This is a genomic window from Enterococcus sp. AZ035, assembly GCF_050548325.1.
GTDB lineage: Bacteria > Bacillota > Bacilli > Lactobacillales > Enterococcaceae > Enterococcus > Enterococcus faecalis.
Genome location: NZ_CP172958.1, coordinates 1,499,469 through 1,516,883 on the forward strand (window position 1 = coordinate 1,499,469; position 17,415 = coordinate 1,516,883).

13 protein-coding genes are annotated in these 17,415 nt (G+C 35.2%); 1 reads left to right on the forward strand and 12 read right to left on the reverse strand.

Features of this window, described 5'->3' with window-relative positions:
- Positions 1-7: 7 nt before the first annotated feature.
- The 6 genes from IGL32_RS07250 to IGL32_RS07275 all read right to left on the reverse strand — a co-directional run bounded on the left by IGL32_RS07250 (position 8) and on the right by IGL32_RS07275 (position 8,089).
- Positions 8-739 carry a GntR family transcriptional regulator gene (locus tag IGL32_RS07250; protein ID WP_002360115.1) on the reverse strand — a complete coding sequence of 244 codons (732 nt, stop codon included), beginning with the start codon at positions 737-739 and terminating at the stop codon, positions 8-10.
- Positions 740-1,124: 385 nt separating this feature from the next.
- Positions 1,125-2,027: a glycosyltransferase family 8 protein gene (locus IGL32_RS07255; RefSeq protein ID WP_002382420.1), complete on the reverse strand. Its 903-nt coding sequence runs from the start codon at positions 2,025-2,027 to the stop codon at positions 1,125-1,127.
- Positions 2,017-2,862, reverse strand: coding sequence for a glycosyltransferase family 8 protein (locus IGL32_RS07260; RefSeq protein WP_002382422.1), 846 nt, complete (start codon positions 2,860-2,862; stop codon positions 2,017-2,019). Before IGL32_RS07260 ends, IGL32_RS07255 begins: the two co-directional genes overlap by 11 nt.
- A gap of 500 nt (positions 2,863-3,362) precedes the next feature.
- Positions 3,363-5,423 carry an LTA synthase family protein gene (locus IGL32_RS07265; protein ID WP_002361977.1) on the reverse strand — a complete coding sequence of 687 codons (2,061 nt, stop codon included), beginning with the start codon at positions 5,421-5,423 and terminating at the stop codon, positions 3,363-3,365.
- 41 nt (positions 5,424-5,464) lie between these two features.
- Positions 5,465-6,853, reverse strand: a complete 1,389-nt coding sequence (locus IGL32_RS07270) for an MFS transporter (protein ID WP_002391405.1) — start codon at positions 6,851-6,853, stop codon at positions 5,465-5,467.
- A gap of 381 nt (positions 6,854-7,234) precedes the next feature.
- On the reverse strand, positions 7,235-8,089 hold the full coding sequence (locus tag IGL32_RS07275) for a LysR family transcriptional regulator (RefSeq protein WP_002361978.1): 855 nt from the start codon (positions 8,087-8,089) through the stop codon (positions 7,235-7,237).
- 391 nt (positions 8,090-8,480) lie between these two features.
- On the opposite strand from IGL32_RS07275, the gene IGL32_RS07280 reads away from it, so the two are divergent.
- Positions 8,481-9,311 carry an MBL fold metallo-hydrolase gene (locus IGL32_RS07280; RefSeq protein WP_002369253.1) on the forward strand — a complete coding sequence of 277 codons (831 nt, stop codon included), beginning with the start codon at positions 8,481-8,483 and terminating at the stop codon, positions 9,309-9,311.
- 147 nt (positions 9,312-9,458) lie between these two features.
- On the opposite strand, the gene sprE is transcribed toward IGL32_RS07280, so the two are convergent.
- From sprE to IGL32_RS07310, 6 genes are all read right to left on the reverse strand, one after another.
- The gene (sprE, locus tag IGL32_RS07285) at positions 9,459-10,313 is read right to left on the reverse strand and encodes a serine proteinase SprE (RefSeq protein ID WP_002364098.1); all 855 of its coding nucleotides are present in this window, start codon (positions 10,311-10,313) and stop codon (positions 9,459-9,461) included.
- Between the two features lie 48 nt (positions 10,314-10,361).
- On the reverse strand, positions 10,362-11,894 hold the full coding sequence (gene gelE / locus IGL32_RS07290; protein WP_075578545.1) for a M4 family metallopeptidase coccolysin: 1,533 nt from the start codon (positions 11,892-11,894) through the stop codon (positions 10,362-10,364).
- A 234-nt stretch (positions 11,895-12,128) separates the two neighbouring features.
- Complete coding sequence (gene fsrC / locus IGL32_RS07295) at positions 12,129-13,472, reverse strand: sensor histidine kinase FsrC (RefSeq protein WP_085443827.1); 1,344 nt, start codon at positions 13,470-13,472, stop codon at positions 12,129-12,131.
- On the reverse strand, positions 13,469-14,197 hold the full coding sequence (locus tag IGL32_RS07300; protein ID WP_016626960.1) for an accessory gene regulator AgrB: 729 nt from the start codon (positions 14,195-14,197) through the stop codon (positions 13,469-13,471). The genes fsrC and IGL32_RS07300 overlap by 4 nt, the downstream gene beginning before the upstream one ends.
- 88 nt (positions 14,198-14,285) lie before the next feature.
- Positions 14,286-15,017, reverse strand: a complete 732-nt coding sequence (gene fsrA / locus IGL32_RS07305) for a response regulator FsrA (protein ID WP_073340375.1) — start codon at positions 15,015-15,017, stop codon at positions 14,286-14,288.
- A 418-nt stretch (positions 15,018-15,435) separates the two neighbouring features.
- Entirely contained in the window at positions 15,436-17,394 is a 1,959-nt protein-coding gene (locus tag IGL32_RS07310; protein WP_156210019.1) for an amidase domain-containing protein, read from the reverse strand.
- Positions 17,395-17,415: the final 21 nt, after the last annotated feature.

The following is a 17,415-nucleotide window of genomic DNA, read 5'->3' on the forward strand; positions in this document are numbered from 1 at the left end:
AACTCTCCTAACTATTCCGAATATGGCGTATCTGATAATGAAATTGATCTGCTCGCGCCACACTCAACGTAAATTCAATAATTTCATTTTTCATGTTATATGTCTGGCGTGCTAAATGAAGGACTGGCGCTCCTTCCGGAATCATCAATAATTTGGCATCTTCTTTTGACGCAATGCTAGCGTATAATTCTTCATCAGCTAAACGAACGGTTTGCTTAAAATCTTCCGAAAATAGATCATATAATGGTTTGCTACGTAGTAATTGATCCGTGAGTGATAAGAAAAATTTCACAGGCAAGTATGTGTCTTCAACCATTAATGGCTCGTTATCAGCAATCCGCAACCGACTTAATTTAAAAACTGCCTCTCCTAACGAAAGATTCAAATGCTGACAAATAAATTTATCCGCTTCCAATTTTTCGAAGGATAATATACGGGTATGTGGTTTTCGACCCAGCCCTTTCATTTGTTCTGTAAAACTATATGCGCCAGCTAAATCAGCGGCCTCTTTTTTTATATCTGAAACAAATGTTCCTTTGCCATGACGACGATAGATGGAACCTCTATTTTCTAGTTCTTGTAGCGCTAACCGGACCGTCGTCCGACTCACTCCATATTGTGCAGTCAATTCACGTTCAGAGGGCAACTTGTCATGAGGAATCATGCATGTTTCGATTCGTTCCTGCAGCAAATCAACAAGTTGATGATACAAAGCTTTGTTTTTAAAGGCATTTTCCATAACTTTCTCCTTTACCCTAACTGGTTATAACCACAAACCAATAGTACGGTGGTTTTTTTTATTTTGTCAATAAAAAGTATTAATAAATATCTTCATACCGCTATAACCTTGAAATGATAACGTTTACATTTTTTTATTTTTCTTTATTGTAATATTTTTTTCCTCAAGAAATCATTTTTTTATAAAAAACCATCCTTAAATATGATACCAGTTGCTGGCTTTATTTTAAATAGACAAAAAAGAGTATGAGACAAAAATCACTTTAGATTTTTGTCTCATACTCAAAATCTGAAAAACAGTTCGATCCCGACTTCTTCGTTTCTATTGTTTGGTTCTGGCAACAACTAACAAGTAACTAATTTTACGAAATCCATGACAATATTCATTATTGAGCATATTCAATCCTTCTACTAATTTTCGTATAAGATAAATATTGATTGAATGTGTTGACACAACGAAAGGCCGTCCTATTCGCATATTGATCATAATAACGCTTGGTATACCACTGAAATTCTTTCGTCCAAGGTTTGACATGGCCAGTAAAGTGGATAATGGATGGTGCTCTTCTCGTTTCTTCATATTGTTTTTCTCCATAAATAGTTGGATGTTTTTTCGCTTTTGACAGAATATAACCTTGGGCGTTCCACTTAGGATGCAACAGGGTCCAACGGTCGTGTAAAACCGCATTCAATGCATCTTGATCATGGAAACGTAATTTATCTGGATTTTCTTCAATAAATCTTAAGACTTTAGTGGTTACATCTAAATTCAACCATTTTTTAACATCGATTAGCAACAAGCCTGAGTTAAAATAACACATAGATTCTGCAGGAATCGCCATTTTTTCCAAACGTTGATGGAACCCTGCATCTTCCACAGCGGCGATGATATTTTCACCTAAATCAACTGTCCATAATTTTGCGACATCATCTAAGGCAATCATGTCACAATCCATATACAACAGCCGTTCGATCTGGCTTCCTCTAAACAGCTCTGGAATAGCAATCCTGTAGTAAGCTGTTTTGGGAATTCGTTCACTGGTTACAACATTTTTGAAAAAATGGGGGTTGATTTTTAAAAATGTTAACTCTGCATTGATTTGGGTATGTTTAATCGTAAAATACAGTAGTTGCTTGCTTTCAAAATTGATATTGTCATCAATCACATAAAAATGAACAGCTGCCGCTGAAGGACTATTTTCTAAAATTGAAACAAACATAGCAGCAAGATGCGGTACAAAGTTGGTATTGCAACAGGAGACAATCGCTAATTCTTTTCTATTTTCCATTTCTTGCACCTACTTTCTTTAACTTGTTTAGATAAAGAGCTGTATAAGGATGATTTTCTAACGTATTCCAAGGTTTATCGTGTCCAGTAAAATGAATAATCGCTGGCTCTTGATTTCCCGCTGTATATAATTTTTGATAGGCTTCATTAGGCGCTTCATGACGATTAAAAACTAAAGACGTCTGCATATTCCATCTTGGTTCTAGAGCTAGCCAATCTTCATAAAGAACAGCGTTTAAAGCATCTTGATCATGATAAACTATGCGGTCCCCATTTTCTTCTAGATACTGAATTGTTTTTTGGGTGATTGCTTTCTCGTTCCATCGGTCAATATCAATAATCATAACTCCTGAATTAAAATAATAATCGGAGGAATGGATGCCCAAACGTTTCAAGGCATATGCTTGACCAGGATCAATAACCGCGCCAATCGTTTGGTTCACTAATGGCGTATCATACAACTGGACAATATCATCTAAAACCAGCGTATCTGCATCTAAATAAAGAACCTTTTTATAGCTATATTTTTGTAAAAGTGACGGTAAAGAAATGCGTAAGTATGCGGTCGTTGTAATATGATCACTCACTAAAAAATTTTGATAGACTTCTTTGTCTGCTGTTAGAAATTCAACAGTTGCATTTTGTGAGTTACTACTAACCGTTTCTCGGAGTGCTTTTTTGCTAGATAGCGACAGCCCATCATCAATCACATAAAAATGAACAGGTCTCTCCGCATGACAATTTTCTAAAACAGTTGTCATCATTACATTCAAATAAGGAGCATAATTTTCGTCTGAAGCTGTCACAATTGGCACAATCTTCTGATTTTTTCTCATCAAAACCACTCTCCTCTTTTATTTTTATAGCTAAGTTCCTATTCAGAATAGGCCCTGAAAAACTTATCTGCAAATCATATGCTCATTATTTTATAATATAATTATAATAAAAATATATTTTATGGCTATAAAATAATTTTGTTTTCCGTTAACAACTATTAAAAAAACAACATTTCTCTTACTTTATCCTCAAAAATACTATTTATTTAATACTTGTTTTACTAATTTTTTTATCTAAAAATTCGCCTGTTGTATTTTCTGTTGATGATAATTTTAAAATGTACAGCGAAACTTAATATAAATTCTAAACTGACTTCTTACTCAATAAAAGAGCGAAAGAGCCTGGGACAAAAATCACTTTGGATTTTTGTTCCAGGCTCAAAACCTGATAAATGGCGAGAACAGAACCAATTCCTTCGAAAATAAACGGTTCTGTCCTGACCTCCTTCACTTCATATATGATTCTCTTTCCCTTCCAAAAATTATCCTTCTTAAATGATCTATGGCGTAGTCGGATAATTTTGGACTGTCGTTTGATTGCCATTTTGACTAAACAAGCTAGTTGATTGTGCATTTTTTTGTTTTTCTACTTCTAAGACTTTGTTTTTTTCAAAAGCTACATCATAGTTGTAGTCCTTTGGTTGCACTTCTTGGAATCCTTGTGGTTTATAAAAACGTAAAAGGTTTTCCTGATTTAATTTGTCAGATAAACTTAACGATTTTTTCACCCAATCGTTATCTTTCGTGACTTCTGCTTTTAAATCTGCTGGAACTTGGTCTAATTTTTTCCCTTGATTATTGTAGATTTCCCCACCTAGATACGAAAATTGAGGCGTTACAAAATCGCCATTTCTAAAAGGAACCACTTGTTTATATTGAGGAGATAAAAGGTCCGTGCCAAAATGGATATAATTTTTATCATCGACACCTAAAAGATGGTACAGTGTCGGTAAAACGTCAATTTCCCCACCATATTCGTGCATGATTTTCCCTTGCGTATAGCCTGGCATGTAAAACATCAAAGGTACTCTTTGCAATTGCGCATTGTCATAGTTTGTCCACGTTTTTGGATCGCGGTTGAAAGCTTTACATAAGTCCTTGTTGTTCGCATCTGAAATACCGAAGTGGTCACCATAAATAACAAAAATAGAATGATTGTATAAACTTGTTGTTTGCAAGTAATGGAAAAATTGTTCTAGCGATTGATCCAAATAGTGCGCTGTTCGAACATAATCATCCACAATCGAATTGCCTGTGTTCAATTTAGGAAACGGGAAGTTTTGGTCATCCGTATAATAAGGGGTATGATTGGTCACAGTTAAAAACTTCGCATAGAATGGCTGCTGTAAATGTTCAAGCTCACTAGCTGATTCACGCAACAATTGTTTATCTAAAATACCGTAACCTAGCATTTTGTCATCTTTTGAAAAATATGACCGATCAAAAAAGTATTGATATCCTAAGTTTTTATACACATGGTCTCGATTCCAAAAACTCCCCACATTTCCATGGAAAACAGCGGTTGTATAGCCTTTTTGTCCTAAAACTGCGGGAGCCGCTTCGAAAGTATTGTCTGATCCTAATTGTGTAAAAAGAGAGCCTTGCGGTAACCCGAATGTTCCTGTTTCCAACATGTTCTCCGCATCACTCGTTTTTCCTTGCCCTACTTCATGAAAGAAATTATCAAAACTGATTGTCGCTTTGTTTTGATAAAGCTGATTTAAAAACGGTGTAACCTCTTGGCCTTGGACTTTCATATTAATCAAAAATTGTTGAAAACTTTCTAAATGAATCACAAATACATTTTTTCCTTTGGCAATTCCGGCATACTGTGGATTAAGCGGTAAATTGTTTTGCTTGGTAAATTTCATGATTTCAGGTAATTCGTTTGAACTAGCTTCTGCTCTTACCTCATTTGACATGGCTGTTTTGACACCATCGATGGCTGTGAATGCATCCAAGCCAAGATATTTTACAATATAATTACGGTCAAAAATTCTTTGAAGCAATTGAGGACGATCGGTTTCGCTTAAAAATAAGTTAACCGAAAAGAGCAAGACACTTAAACAACTAATTGAGATCGCCAATCTTCTGTTGATAGGTTTGGTCACAAAGACTTGATGATTCCGTCGCTGTTTAAAAGAGTAAAATACCAAAACGAGCAGCACTAAAGTATCTAGCCAATAAAAGACATCGTGGACCCTCATTAAGGCAAGTAAATCACCAGAAATTCCTTCTGAAACTTTTGAAAAGCCAAAAACAGATTGGATGGTAATAAAGTCAGTGAATTCACGATAAAAAATAATATTCAAATATAAAATTAATGTATTTAAAACATTTAAAAGAGTTAAGCTAAGCATAAATGTTTTATGCTTTTTAAAATACAAACTAAAACCAAATAATAACAGCGTAGTAGCAACTGGATTGAACCATAAAATTTCTCGCTGGAGACTGCCCTTAACGCCCAATGAGAAATCTAGGTAATACGCCAGAATCGTTTTTGCCCAAAAGAGTAAAACAAAAAATAAAAAGAGTCCTAATCGGTTATTTATTTTTTTCATCTAAGTTTGTCTTCCTTTCCCTTCAAAAAAATCTTGATTTGTTAAAAATAAAACCTAACTCTGCGCAATGACTTTTTCGCTAGCGGAGAATTGGATAAATAACTTAAAAAGATAATCGCAATGGCGCAACATCCAAATAAAAGCCATACGTTTGTAAAAGGTGTTCGAGTAAGCGAACTAGTAATAGGCTTTGTAATTAAAAGACTTGGTAGCGCAACCCCTAAAGAATTGCCAATTTGCTTACATGTCACCGCAATGGCTGCTGCCGTTCCTGACTGAGAAAGTGGCATTCCTTCAATCGCTGTAATGGTAATCGGTGAATTTAACATCCCAAACCCAATGCCTAAAAAGATATAAATAATAAATAAAATAATCATAGGCGTTGTTTTAGTTACAAATAATTGTAAAAAGCTAACAGCCAACATTGAAATACCACAAAGCATAATAGGACGTTTCGTCCCTATTCTCCCTACCATTTCGCCGGCTCTCGGTGCAACAAGAAAACTAACAAAAGCCAAAGGAATGGTTGATAAGCCAGCTTCCAACGGGCTGAAGCCTCTCATTTCTTGCAAATATAGCGTGTTTAAAAATAAATAGCCGTTATATATGATGAAGCCAAAAATAGCTAAAAAAGAAGCCGATGTAAATGGAATAGATAAAAAGAAACGCGGGTTGATTAACGGATTGTCAATGTTATATTCATAAATAAAGAAAATGACAATGGCTAAACAGCCGATTATCCCAGTACTTAAAATATCTGGCGCGAAAAGCCCTTTTCTAGGTAGTCCGATAATGGAATAGATAGAACTAAATAGAAAAAGAATCATCAATGCTTGACCAACAAAATCATTTTTCGCCGTTTTCTCTACTTTTGACTCAGGTACAAACTTTTGTGTAAGGATAATTGCCGCAGCAATGATCGGTACATTTACAAAAAAGACATACCGCCAGCTAAAATAAGAAACAATTAGTCCGCCAATAATCGGGCCCATGCCTAAGGAAATCCCTGTAACAGAGCCCCACAAGCCAATTGCTTTCGCTCTTTCTAACTTTTCGGTAAATACCTGTGTAATAATAGACATTGCTACCGGATTTAACATAGAACCGCCAATCCCTTGCAACATGCGAAACGCGATCAATTGCCCTGGGGTTTGCGAAATCCCACATAGGAAAGACGCTAAACCAAAACAGGCTAAGCCCAATTGAAGGACTCGTTTACGGCCAATTCGATCTGCTGTAGACCCAGACAACAATAATAAGGATGCTACCATTAAAGTGTAGCCATCTGTTACCCACTGTAATGTAGACAGATTCGTGTGAAAATCACTTTGAATGGATGGTAACGCCACATTGACAACCGTAACATCCATGGTCACTACAAACAAACTCATGCAACAAGTATACAAAATAACTTTTTTTCTATCGATCATAAAAACAGTCCTTTCTAGCAACTACATAAAACAGGAAAAGCAACAATGACACTTAAACTTCTAACGACACAGTTATCGCAAGTACTCACGTATCAACAGTTCTTTATATTCCTTGCCATTTAGTTATTTTATATTTAAAAAAGTAAATCTTTAGATAGCCAAACTATACACCAGAACCCCTTTAAATTGAACCGTAATAGATACGATTTATCGATTCTTAAGTTATTAAATAATTGAACATTCTGTTCAGAAATATCGAACAGCCCCATAATTGAGCATCTCTTTTAAACAATGAACAACAAAAATAGCCTTATCCGCAGCAAAAGTAAATCTAAGCGAATAAAGCTATTTTTGGTAACTATTCCAAAGTAATTTTAATGGCTAAGTCTCTAGCAACTTTTGTAAAGTTGCCTTGATTTGACCAGGTTGGACAAAAACCGAACTGGAAACATTTCGGTATAAATAAAATTTTTGTTTTCGTTCAATCGGTAAAAAGAAGAGTTTAGAATCAATTTCCTGCAGTTGTTCTTTCCGAAGAGAGATTACCGCATAAACTCCTTTACTTTTTTCAATGAGACGAGTAAGCATCAACGTATCGTAGCAACAAACAAGCGGACTTGTTAATTGCAACATTTCTAGCACACTCTTGGTAGCTTCTAAATGATCTAAGTGATGCGGCAAAAATAGAAATGGATAGTTGGTCAAACAGCTGAAGCCTTCTTCCTCAATTTCTTGTTTAATTTCTCTTGAAACACAAAGATACATTTTTAGTTCAATTAATTGTTCTTTCTTTAAAACTGGACTATTCACATCTGCAGAAGTAATCACAAAATCCAACTCATGATTCTCCAATTTATTCAATAACTCAAACGATGAACCATGGTAACATTCCCAAAAACGATTCAGTTGATCCTCATTTTCTGTCACTTTATACATCAAGGACGTATTTCCAAAACCTAAACGCATCACTGGATTCTCAATCATTTCATGCAAATTAAGTTTCATTTTCTTAGCCTCGTTTAAAATGATATATACAGATTGGACGATTTTATCACCATAGGAATTTAACGTCAAAGAATTCCCGTTACGGTCAAAAAGTAAATGGCCCAATTCACTTTCCAAATCTTTTAATGACGCACTTAAGGTTGATTTACTAACATGGAGTTCAGAGGCTGCTTTGGAAATACTATTATATTTTGCAATGGTATAAAAATATTCTAATTTTTCAATAGTCATCTTTTGTCATCCCTTTTATTCAAATTCATTTGCCCACGTAACCTGTTCAAAACACGCCTCACTCTTTATCAATAGCGTAGTTATTTTTGCTCTAATAAGCTATGTCCATCTTGTTATTTTTCTATAACTAATAGCAGATGGATATGAAAGTGCCTTTGGTAAAACTTTTTCTCGGAAATAGCATGAACATTCGCAACAAATTCAGCTTATTAAAAAAGGCGTCTAGCTTTTTCTATTTTACGCAAATTTACTTAAGAAATTCCATTTCAATTCTTCTCTAAAAAAGGTAAGATGGACACAACAAATGTTTCAGTTTCCATGCCCATTTACTTTAAGGTTCAGCGTTATCTACTAAGTATGAAGAATGTCAAAGAAAGGTTAGGTACTCCCAATGAAAATCAACTATTTAGGTACGGGTGCAGCAGAACGGATTCCAGGAATTTTTTGTAATTGTAAATTATGTAAGTACGCTCGAGAGAAAAAAGGACGAGAAATTCGTACACAAACTCAATTAATTATTGATGATGTCCTACTGATTGATTTTCCAGGGGATTCTTATTTACACCTGTTGCAGTACGACTTGTGTTTTGCAGACTTTGACTCTTTACTAATCTCTCATTGGCATTCCGATCATTTTTACGGCGAGGATTTGGCTTATCGAATGTCTGGTTATGCATTAGATATTCCAAATCGTTTAACTGTTTACGGAAATGAAGCAGTTAAGACGTTTTATCAGCGCGCCTTTGATTTAGAAGGTCGTCAAGACGATACCCGATTACATTATCAGGTTATTCAGCCCTACAAATGTTTTACTATTGCGAACTATACGATTTATCCCCTTCCTGCACAACATGGAAATTTCAGCGAAGATTGTTTTATTTTCGTTATAGACGATGGTAAAGATGCTTTTTTATCCACCCATGATACAGGTTACTTTACGTCAGAAATGTTTGAATATCTTGAAAAGAGCCATTTACTTCTTAGTATTGTTTCTTTAGATTGTACTAGTCAAACAAACGAAACTGGCAATAGTCATATGAATTGGGAAGAAAATTTAAAATTAATTGCAGAATTAAAAGAAAGAAAACTCGTCACAGATAAAACGATTTACGTTGCCAACCATTTTTCTCACAATGGCGGCTTGTCTTATGCGGAGATGGCGGCTTTATCTCAAAAGCATGAAATCATTACGAGTTATGATGGTTTAGAAATACTAACTTAATCGGATTATTTGCCTTCTTTTCAGCACTATTATATGCTTTTAACCGATAATTACAAGGTACTTATATAGTAACTTACACTATCTTAAAAAACAAAAATACTCGAAATTTCCCGTGATCCTGGAAATTTCGAGTATTTTTATGGTTCTTTACGCTGCTGGCACAGCGGATAAACGTTTATTTTCTTCTTCATTCACTCGATTGACAATAAAGTTATAATTCACTTCATTTAGTCTTTGACCATGGTTTCCTGTTTGCTTAATGCCGCCATTGGAATGAACACCAACTACTTCAAACTGAGCATTATAGATTGGGGAACCAGATTGACCACCTGTTGTATCGATATCATAAAATAGTAATGGATTTTCTAAGTCTGTAAAGTTAGATGTAAACAAATCATTTTCATGCGACCATTGCGTGTGGTTTTTCTCACCTGGATAGCCTGATATTGTGACATGGGTATCTGAAGATTCAAACTTTTTCAAAACAAATGGCGTTAAAATTTCTCCCAACTCTGGGCCATCTGGACGATCGTTTTGTTTGCCGACAGTCACTACCGCAATATCCGCATTCGGGGAAAAAGCTACATCAATCACTTTGAATTTGCCAAATGGTGTCGCACTGCCATCTCGACCTGGATAAAACCAAGCATCATCTTTGGCATTCGGATTTAATACTTTGGCATTCTTAAAACTTTCAGCCACATGATTATTGGTGACAATTGTATTAGTTCCAACAACAAAGCCTGTTCCTAAAGAAATATAGCCTGGTTTACTGGCAGGGGAAATGATTCTTCCGATTGACGCAAAAGGCGCTTCGGTTGTATCTGCCACTTCTTGTCTTCTGTCTTCAGGGTCCAGTAACGATCTTTTTTGTCGTGAATGACTTTCGGCAGGAACGATATACTCTTCTGCATTTGCAGACAAGCTAAAACCGGCGATCAAAGTTACTAAAATCAGAAACAAAAAACCAGCACTAATTTTTCGTATGGAGAACTTTTTCATAAGATTATGCCACTCCTTATCCATTTTTATTTAATTGGGGAATTTTTTTTATTCATTGACTAGAACAGATTCACTTGGTTGGTTTACCTGAATGTCTTCTTTAGCTCCGATTCCAGCAGAGTTAAAGGCTGCTGACACCACTGAAGCTGCTTCATCGCCATATTGAACTTTTGCAGCAGCAAGCATCGCATCACGAGCATCACTGAATTGTGCTTTAGGTGTTAAGTAATTTACTAACGAGCTGTAGAAAATAGTCTGTGCTTTTTCAATGCCTAAGTTCTGGATAATGGTGTAACCAATCCGATTAATAATTCCACTATTATAATGAACACCGCCTTGATCATAATAAGGCGTTCCTTTATACCGTGCTCGATCGTCGTATTGAGCCATGGTTTCTGGTTGTCCGTGTTTACTTGGCGTTTGTAAATTTCGAATACCTGTTTTTCGGTCAACACTCTGAGTATCCGCACCAATTTCTGGATTAGATGCACCCGAAATAATATAACCCATCAAATCAGAATAAGATTCATTCAAGGCACCTGATTGTCCTAAATATTCTAAACCGGCAGTATGTTCCGTCACACCATGTGTCATTTCATGACCAACTACATCTAAAGAGGAAGCATACGTTTTTCCTGTTGGTGTACTTGTTTCACCATAACGCATTGCTTTTCCATCCCAAAAAGCATTGTCATAAGCATCTGGATGTTGTTCATCAACAACTGACAAGATGGGCATCCCTCGATCATCAATACTGTGTCGTTGGAAATGATCTTCATAATATGTTTTTACAAATTTTCCATGCGTATAGGCGTCAACAGCATTCTGATTTAATGCTGTTAGTGATGGTGCTTGAATAATAGAATAATTATTTTTGCCATCAACTACTGCATGGTAAACCCCTGTGTTATCCGTTCCGTGTAAAGCAATTCCCGTATTGCTTTTTTCAACTGGTACATTAAACGTTACTTGAAAAGAGTTTTTTAACGTTACTTCACTACCGACATGTTCCGTTAAATCTTGTTTTTCCATAATTGTTCCATCTGTAGCGTTCACTTTATAAACCAATGATACGGGGTCACCAGTTGGTGAAGAAGTTACTCTGACTTTATAAAATAATTGCCCCTCATTATTTACACGTTTGTCAATAGCTAAAAAGACAAGATCTTTATTTTCCGGATTATCAGAAGCAATAATTTTTTTAACTCCTTCTTCACCGATTGCATCAACCGATTGAATTTTCACAACTTGATCAACTGGATTTCCTGTAACACTTGTTACTGCACCGTTTTTATCTAAATGAATAATCACATTATCTGAATCAACAGTAACGCCTTCCGTTTGCTTTTCTAACTTAAGATGCTTCATCCCCCACGCATCTTCTTTTCGATCTACAACCGTATATTGTTCAGCAGCTGCCTCAGAAATTGCCTCCTTTTCCAACTTCGATAAAACTGTTGAAACTTCACTTTCTGAATAAACTTGTTCTTCTGCTGCTACAAAAAGTGAAGAAAATAGACATGAACTTCCAACAAAGATGCCTGTACCTAAAATGTATAAAATTTTATTTCCCTTCATCAAACGATTAACTCCTTCCCCAGTTTCCTTTTATTTCTTTTCCCAACAAAAGTATTGCTTTATCCTCCCTAATCTTTCCCGTTAAACGACCGCCCCTTTCCCTGCGTAAATATTTGTTGCTATTTTCATTATAGACAACTACCTAACCGGCACTATCTAAATTCCTTAATCAGCCGACATTTTTCCCTGTATTGCCCCTCATAACTCAATACCATAGCAAAAAAGTTGTTAACAAATTCATTCGTTAACAACTTTTTTACTATTATGATTTTTTTCAATAATTAAATGTTGAGTAACCGATCCTTCATTGAAGGATGTTTGCAAATCAAATTGATCTGAAAAATCAACAATTTCTTTTACATATAACAATCCCCAACCGTGCTCTTCTGGGTTACTTTTAGAACTAAATTTGGTTTTCTTCATAACCTTAAAATCAAATTCGGCTTGGACACTATTTGTTATCACAAACTCTTGTGTTTCATTTTTATTGAAAATTGAGATAGCGAACATTTTCAATTCTGATTTTGCACTGTTTTCAATCGCGTTATCTAATAGAATAGCCAACAAACGAATCACAACCACTAAGTCGATTGATGTATCAAGAATAAATACTTCTGGCACATCAACAATCACTTTTAGTTTTGCTTGCTTTGCGGTATTAATTTTCATACTTATGAGTGCCTTAAGTTCCATATTTTTCAAACGATTTAACTTCATAAGTTCAAATTCTTCATTATCAATAATTTTTTTGGTTGGTGCAATCGTTTCTTCATAAATTCTTTTGATTTCCAGAATATCTTCGTATGAAATAGCAATTTGTAAACTATACAATAAATTTTTATAGTCATGACGAAACATCGCTAGCTCTTCGTTAATGGATTCTATTTTTTCAGTATAAATCGTTAAATTATTCAATAATTGAATGTTGATACGTTGTTCTTCCAAATAAGCTTCAATGACTAAGCCAATCAGAATTAAAAATAAACCTACACTTATTAATAACTCCAATTTAGAACTATTTACCGTGACAAATCCTCGCATAAAGTCAGGTGAAATCTCTGGCGAAATCAAAAACACAAAAAGTAACAACAGAATCAACAATAAAAGTAAACAACCAAAAAAAATTCGGCTATTTTCTAACACACGATTTAACCTTAAAAAAACACTATTGGGAATTTTTAAAGCAATCCAGATATTTATAAGCAACAGAATAACATTTGAGGCAATCCATAATAATTTATTTTGATAAATCTGTTGAAAAAAAACACTTAAAATCGTTTGCTCCGTGTAATTGATAAACGAAACCATAAGCAATGTAAAAACGGATAAAAATATCGCTTTAAAAATTGAGAACCTCTTTTTGTGAATGAGTAAAAATCCTGTAAAAATAACGACTGTCAGCGCATAAATCAACCAAGAGTAGCCCAACATTAATGCCGCAAACGAACAAAGATTAATGACAATAAGCAATGAAAGTAACGGTATTTTACATTCAATCTTGATCAATGTTACTCGTAAAAAGACAAAAACGATAAAGCTAGATGCCAGCAAAACGTTAGTAGCTAATAACGACAAAATCATTTTTCAATATTCTTTTTAGGTTTTTCAGTTTGTCCCATCCATTGTCCAAATATATTGGGCGAATTTTGATTTAATCTAGGCTTAGTTCCCACACCATCACTGACTTTTGCAACTCTTTTTTCAATAACATTTTTAATTATTTTTTTACCAAATTTCATAAAAACACTTCCTTCAATTAAATTTTTTGTTACAGGGAGTATCATCAGACCTTGGATGACGAGACCGTAGAGTATTACTGAAGCAATCTTTTCTTTGACAAACAGACTACATAAAATAAGTAAACACACCCTTATAAGGCTTTGCTTTTTGAGCACGTTTAAATCAGATGGCTGAACAGGTTCAATCGCTGTTCCTTGTGGCGCATACCAATAAAATAATACGACTAAGAGGCACATCAATAGAATTTTATAAATAAACGGTAAGCTCACAGAAGAATTTTTCAATACAAATGGTATGGCGACATAGATAACAATGCTTTCTAGACGACAGAGCCATTTAGTTTTTGCATGCCAGCCACCTGCGACAGGCCGTAAAAAAATCAGTACGACGTATACAATAAAGGTTTCGCTTAACGTCCCAAATAAAACTGATAAAATCAGAATCATCAGAAAATTAAATAAGCCAGAAAAATAAACGGTTAGATAATACTTTGTCCATTGTGTTTTTCCTGATTGATCTTCCTGATCCATATCCATAATATTTTTTAGAATCCAATCGATTAGCATATCGCCCTCCTCTTCAAGTATTGCACTAAATTATAACGAATATAGCGACTAATAGATAGATAATTCCTTAATTAGTCATTATCCCTCCCTAAGTAAGAAATAGCGCCTTGACCTGAGTATAATATCTTCTTGAGACTGGTACTTCCGTTCCGTCTCTCATAGTTAAAAGATGCGTTTTATAATTTAATTTTGACGCATATTTTTTATTGATGATGATTGATTGATGGACTCTAATCAAATCTGGATGCAGTTGTTCAATTTTTGATAACGTTCCATAAAATTCTCTTTTAAAATTTTTTCCAACCATTGACACACGATGATCGTATTCCGTTTGAAAGAAATAAATATCATTAATATCCATTTTTATAGAAGACGCTTTTAAGTTAATGATAATATATTCACTTTTTGTCTTTATATTTTCTTTTTGTTGAATATATGCATCGACACATGTTTCGACCTCTTTTTGGAAATCTAGAAAATCCACGTTCTTTTGAATAAATTGAAGAGCTGAAACCATATATTTGTAGGAAGTTAAAACTAATTCTGTGTGAGTAGAAATAAATACAATCAGACTTTCACTGTCTGTTTTTCTAATTTCTTTAGCAACCTCAAATCCTGCCTGGATATGATTGTTCATTTGAATATCTAGGAAAAAGATATTTAGTTGGGCGTCCTGGTGTGCCACTTGTAATAATTCATCTGAACGTGAAAATAAATGGATTGTTTCATTATAAATATTTCTTGAATGTAGGATATTTGTTACCAATGCTTCTAACGCTTTTGCTTGAATAATTTGGTCTTCTAATATATAAATAGCCATTTGTTCACTCATCCCTTTCTCAAGAAGATATAAAATTACACAACAAAAGACAAATGATTATAATGTTCAATCAATTTATGCAACAATAAAAGAGATAAAAAATTGATTGTCTGTTAGTATATTCACATAAATTTAGTATAGCGATTTCAGTAGTTTCCTGCAAACAAAAACATAAAATAACAAAGCATCAAGAAAGAGTACTTTGGACTATTCATCTTTTTCTAACGAATCATGAGGACTATTGTCTCTTCGTTGATGAAAAACAAAGAATCAACCGCCAAACTGTTCTTGTCATTTTATACATGACAAAATCAATTCATTGGTCGATTCTGGTTATTTTAATTTGTTCGTTCACACATGGATCATTGTGCTAATTTTTTACTTAAACATCCACACTTCTTCCTGTTGAATGAGTCGATTAAGCGCCAATGTAGGTCACGCCACTACTATAAGCAATTACATTAGGTAAGACACGATACGAAATCGTTTGATCATTGATGACATTGCTTTCAGAAATAATGATTCCATCAGAAGTGACCGCTTCAACAAAAGCAACATGTCCATATTGATTATCTGCGCCAGCAACTCCTGGTTGGAAACTAATCGCACGACCAGCTTTAGGCAATGAACTAACTTGATAGCCTAATGCACGTCCTTTTCTTCCCCAGTCACTGCCATTTCCCATAAATTCATCCAAAGAAGTGCCCAACTGTTTGAAACGATTATAGACATACCACGTACATTGGCCCACGGGATAGCTACCACTTCGATTATAATTGATCCCATCATAGACTGGAAAATGCATTTGTTGCTGTTCCGCTTCCGACAGCTCATTTTTAGATTGGATAATCAAACCGTCCACTGTTTTTGGTAAATCAAATTGCGTTAAGTTATAAACCGCAATTAACGAATTTAATTTATTATCGTATTGCTTGTCTGTTGCATATTTACCTGTTAAAAAACGCGTTGCTTGAAGGTAGTTTTTGGCTTCCGAACGCCACGCCGGTTTATAAAAATCTTGGTTTCCATCAATCCCTTGTCGGAATAATTGAACATAATCTTGCAGTGAGTCATTATAGCCACCGTAATCGCGAAACCCAGCGGAAATTGTATAAAGTTGGCCCCTCTGATCAGCCTCTTTTGTTGAAAAGCTAACACTATTTCCTTGGAACGAACCTTTCACGCCAAAGAGATTATAATAAGGTTCTTTGGCTAGTTGACTTTCGCCAGAGCCACTTTCTAAAATAGCCTGAGCTATCATCACTGATGCAAAAACATCATATTTTTCGCCAAGTTCTCTGGCTGTCTCACCAATTTTTTTAATAAACGCTGTGGTTTGTTCTGACTTCTGCATTTCAAATGACGCACCATATGTTGCTAAAACTTCTTTGCCATACTCCGTTAATGTGAACTCCTTAAAAGGATTAGTCACTACCAAGCGTATTTCCTCTTTTGAGTCTGGTTGTTGTTTGGCAGTATAGATATTCTCTAACTGAGCGATTACTTCTGGTTCCTCCTTAGAATCCGCTTCCGCTGCGGCAATTAAATATTTTCCTTGGCCAAGATAAACACCATTTTGAAGCGTTTTTCCTTCAGCTGTTTGCCAAAAAATCAGATCACCAGGTTCTGCCTCCTCTATAGAACGAACTTTACCAAATGTCATTTGTTCTTGCGGCGTACTGCCAATGTCTATTTTAAATAATTGTTGGTAAATTTTTTGGGCAAGGAAACTACTGGTCAATGCTTGCTCCGTCAAATTAAATTCTTTTTTTGTTTTCCCAACGTGTCTTAATGCTTCAGCGACCACGACTGCCCGTTTCTTTTCGCCAAAAGACGACAACAGTGGAAGTTCGTAGCCTTTTAAATTTGAAGAAGCTATTTCATCTACTTTGAGGGACGGATTTAACGATACAGCCTGATTTTCTTCAACAAAGTTATTGTTGGCTTCAGGAACTTGAATAGGTTCTTCGGGTTCTTGCTTGGTCACAGGAACTTGTGGTGGTTGCGATTGTTCAACAGGCTGCGTGATTTCTGATGATACCGTTGGCTCTGTAGGTTCTTTTTTTGTTTCAGAACTAGTATTTGTGGTTGTCGTTTCTGTCGTTGACTGACTCGTTGATTCGGTAGTCGTATCGGTAGAACTACTTGATTCAGATGACGAACTACTAGTGGACGTTGTCGATGTAGCAACAGTTGTTTCGGTTGTTTCGGTTACTTTTTCTTCCGAAGTAATTGTCGTTGCTGAGGACAGAGCTGTTTGTAGCGAGCTACTTGGTAATTCTGCAGCCAACGTAACAACTGGAGCGACTTCCAAACTCAGAAGAACGAGAATACTTGTTAAAACAAGTAGTTGATTCTTGATTTTCTTTCTTTTCATTCGTAAAAATCCTCTCCTATT